Source organism: Xenorhabdus bharatensis (genome assembly GCF_037996705.1).
Lineage (GTDB): Bacteria > Pseudomonadota > Gammaproteobacteria > Enterobacterales > Enterobacteriaceae > Xenorhabdus > Xenorhabdus bharatensis.
This window is the reverse complement of sequence record NZ_JBBMXG010000045.1, coordinates 1-3,564: the sequence shown is the minus strand read 5'-3', so window position 1 is coordinate 3,564 and position 3,564 is coordinate 1. Positions and strand designations below refer to the sequence as shown.

The 3,564-nt window shown below is 36.9% G+C and carries 2 protein-coding genes and 1 pseudogene; 1 reads left to right on the top strand and 2 read right to left on the bottom strand.

The genetic code is table 11. The features are described 5' to 3' along the window. On the top strand, positions 1 to 1,814 hold a 1,814-nt coding region (locus AAC855_RS21040; protein ID WP_340612096.1), incomplete at its 5' end, for an SGNH/GDSL hydrolase family protein. A gap of 267 nt (positions 1,815 to 2,081) precedes the next feature. Here AAC855_RS21040 and AAC855_RS21035 read toward each other — a convergent pair. Continuing rightward, a complete protein-coding gene (locus AAC855_RS21035; protein ID WP_340612094.1) occupies positions 2,082 to 2,420 on the bottom strand; it encodes a hypothetical protein in 339 nt (112 codons plus the stop codon). Then, positions 2,417 to 3,564 (bottom strand): annotated as a pseudogene (locus tag AAC855_RS21030) (hypothetical protein); the annotation flags it as partial. The pseudogene AAC855_RS21030 and the gene AAC855_RS21035, both read right to left, overlap by 4 nt.

Below are 3,564 nucleotides of genomic sequence, written 5' to 3'. Positions count from 1 at the left end.
AAAACCTCGGTTTGGTGGAAACGGCAATATTATCTTCCAATCATGGTGCCTCTCTTATTGGGACTAGTGATGGCAGCACCGTACAATCTGAATTAACCGCGATGAAATCAGCCACCACCGCAGCAGATTACAGTCGTCGTAATGCCATTAATTTAGCATTGGCCTACAATGAATTTAAACACAATAAAGACGTTACTGTCGTTTGTGTTGGTGACAGTATGACCGCTGGATTTGATACAAAATCCAAGGATATAGTTCCACCTGATAATGGGGATGGAGCAACGCATGCACCCGTCACATACCCAATGGCGCTGATGTATATATTAAATTTATATACTGGTGCAAGCCATCATGTAATCAATCGAGGTTATTCTGGAGATACTGCCAGAACTTGCTATGAAAGATGGACTAACAACCCTAATGCCCATGTCGCTCATATCATGTTAGGAATTAATGATTCTGGCGGTGGGCATCTGGCTACATTTGACGAGTATATACACTATATGGAAAAACTCATTCAGCGTTATGTTGATTGGGGATGTGGGGTTGTATTGCATACAACAACACCAATTATCTTTAATTCAGTAAATCATCATTCTCAATATTTTACACAAGCTATTAGAGCATTAGCTAATATATATGGATGTCCTATTTTTGAGAGCGATACAGTTGTCCAATATTCGATCTATGACGGTGTTTATTCAGATAATGTACATTTTAATACTCAAGGATATAACAAATACGGGAATGCTGTCGGTGCCTTTATTATGGCCGGTGGTTGGGTACAATCTCCAAAACTAGTTAAGGGAGAAATCCATTTACAGAATGGACGAGGCTCTGAAGGAATTGGTTATATCTATCGTTCTACAGGTCTGCATACATCGTATGGATCATATCTTAATAATATGTCCACTGGACCAATGAAGGATGAAGGTAATCGAATCTCATATACGTTTTTTATGGATACTGAATTCATGGATGTATATGGAGTTGGTTTATTCGAAGGATTAAATATATCTCTTTCTTATACAGCATCTACTCAATATCCAGATGATAACCGTGGGGAGAAAGCAATAAATCGTATTACATTGAAATCATTGGGTAATCGTAATATTCAAGAAACCACTGGGTATTTAGTACAATCTGGTAGAAATCATCAATATGGAAAATATGTACATTTGGGATGTTTAGTCGGAAGAGGATGGAAAACAATCTCTGTTTATGTAGGAAAAGATTTACCTGAAGTATGCTATTTTAATGGTATTGTGCTACGAGAACGAGCTCTAACCTCAGTTAAACAGATTGCTAATTATGAAATGAATACTGGATCATTGAAGCCGACAGAAAATGAATCGTGTGTTTATCAATATCCCTATTTTAATTTTCAAGAAAGCTCGAGTGCTGTTCCAGCAGCTGTATCTTTACCTGAAACAGTTTATTTTCCATTGCCATTTGCTTTACTACCATATAGTACTAACAGCTCTTATTATTACGATCATTTGCCTGTCGAGTTAACAATATCATCTCCGAATGGCTGGATGAAAGCGATAATCAGGAGAACAGGAGCTACCCATACTGCTTTTAGAATTGATAAAATTTCAGGTAGTGATGACAGACTACTGCCAACCGGTGTAAAAGTTATGTATAGGAATTATATTAGTGAAACAGGAGAATTGACAGAATTATATGATGGGTGGCCAAATCATTCTGTATCTCTCTATTTAGTAATAACGTTTGGAGAAACCCTTGAATCATATTATTCAGTTTCTTTGAATAGTTGGCATAAATCTGCTATGGTTACAGCAGGAGTTTAATTTTTATGTTCATGTTAACATCCATATTTAATTATAGGTGATAATTAAAAATCTCATTGATCTATATTTATTTTAAAAAAAGATAAAAGTTATTTTTAAATAAAATTATAAAAGTAGTGGGGTAAGATTATTCCTTTTATGGCTTTATCTGAATACCTTTTCATAATAGTGAGCCAGTAAGGATAGAACAGAGCTTGACACCTCGCGCTGCAAGGTGTCAAGCATTATCCTATCATTTTAGAAAGCTATTTAGCGTAAGGAAGGAATTTAGTATTTATTATTTTTTTCACCAAAGACCAAATAATATTTATTTAAAGCATCCTGATCGACAATAGATGCTCTTGCTTCTTGGCGTTTTATCAAAAGAGACTTATACTCTTCGTTAGTAATCGAAGATTCAATTTCCAAACTCAACTGATCACGGTGTCTTGTCACAAGCCAATCTGTCGATTTTAAATATAAAAGATTATCTCGATCTAATTCTGATTGAGATTTGATAAATTCACAATCGTCTATGTTATAACCTAGTAATTTAACGTCTTCTTCAGCAGTACTGGAATTAAAGATACCAATAATTCTATTATCAATTTTATTTATTACTTTCATGATTGTTTTCCTGGGGTAAATACCGGATATGCACTCGTTTCACCAGCAGCTACTGTCATAGACTTATTAGCCATTGGCACGTATAAATAAGGAAGAGCAACATAAATTTCACAGTCTTCATCATGAGGTAAACCAAAATTTAGAACATTACCTTGCACGGTAGTTACTCGAGATATATCGATTAATTTATCGACAAATAGCCAACCATCTTGAGCTGCATCTGCATCTGCTTTTTCAATGACATAACTTAGTGGTGTATAGGAAGTGCCATCATCGTATTTAATTTCGTACCCATTATCTACCCCCATACCTAATTTACCTTTGACTATTTTCACCCAAAAGCGAAGGCCCAATTGTTCAAACACTCCATAAGTCTCGACTGGAATTCTAAAAAATTTATGCCCTGAGGATGCAGTAGTCGATGTTATTTTCAAAATCTTACCTGAGACTATTCCACCCCATCCATCAGCTAAACCACCACGCCCCATACGAGCACCTAAATAATATCTACCATACCAGTACGGATTATTTTCATTTGCCGAGTCTGGATCTGGAGCTACATTAGGAGGAGCTACTTCTGCGTAAGGACCTTCAAACCCTTTAGTCCAAGGGTGCACAGCCTGTATAGTACATCCTACTGCTGTATAGTTAGTTGGATGTCCTTCCGGCTCAACTGATCGCATCATTGAGTTACTAAAAAGATTTAAAGGAAGAGGAATATATTCCTGTATGCTCGTTTTAAATTGGTTAAATTCGCTATCAACTTTGTTTATCTGTACATCTGTTTCTTCTTTAGAATACGCTCCAACATCTGCGGCAGTAGGTTTATTCCCTTCATGGTAAACAGAGTGCCCTTTAACCCGAAGATTATCCGATTTTAGGCTCATCCACTCAGAGGTTCCTCCCCCTGAAAGGCTATGCTGCCATTTGAAATATTCGTTACCGTTATCTGCAGTTTTAAACCACATATAAGAGTCGTTATCACCATCTCCTGTGTTTTTAAAGCCAATTGCAGCCATGTCCGTATTTCTACGCCAAGCTATCTCACTGTCAGTAGAAATCGTGATGTCACCAGTAACTTCGCCCCCACTGCGTGGCAATGCGTTGTCCGCTTTAGTTTTGGCTTCCGCTAAACCGAGGTTTT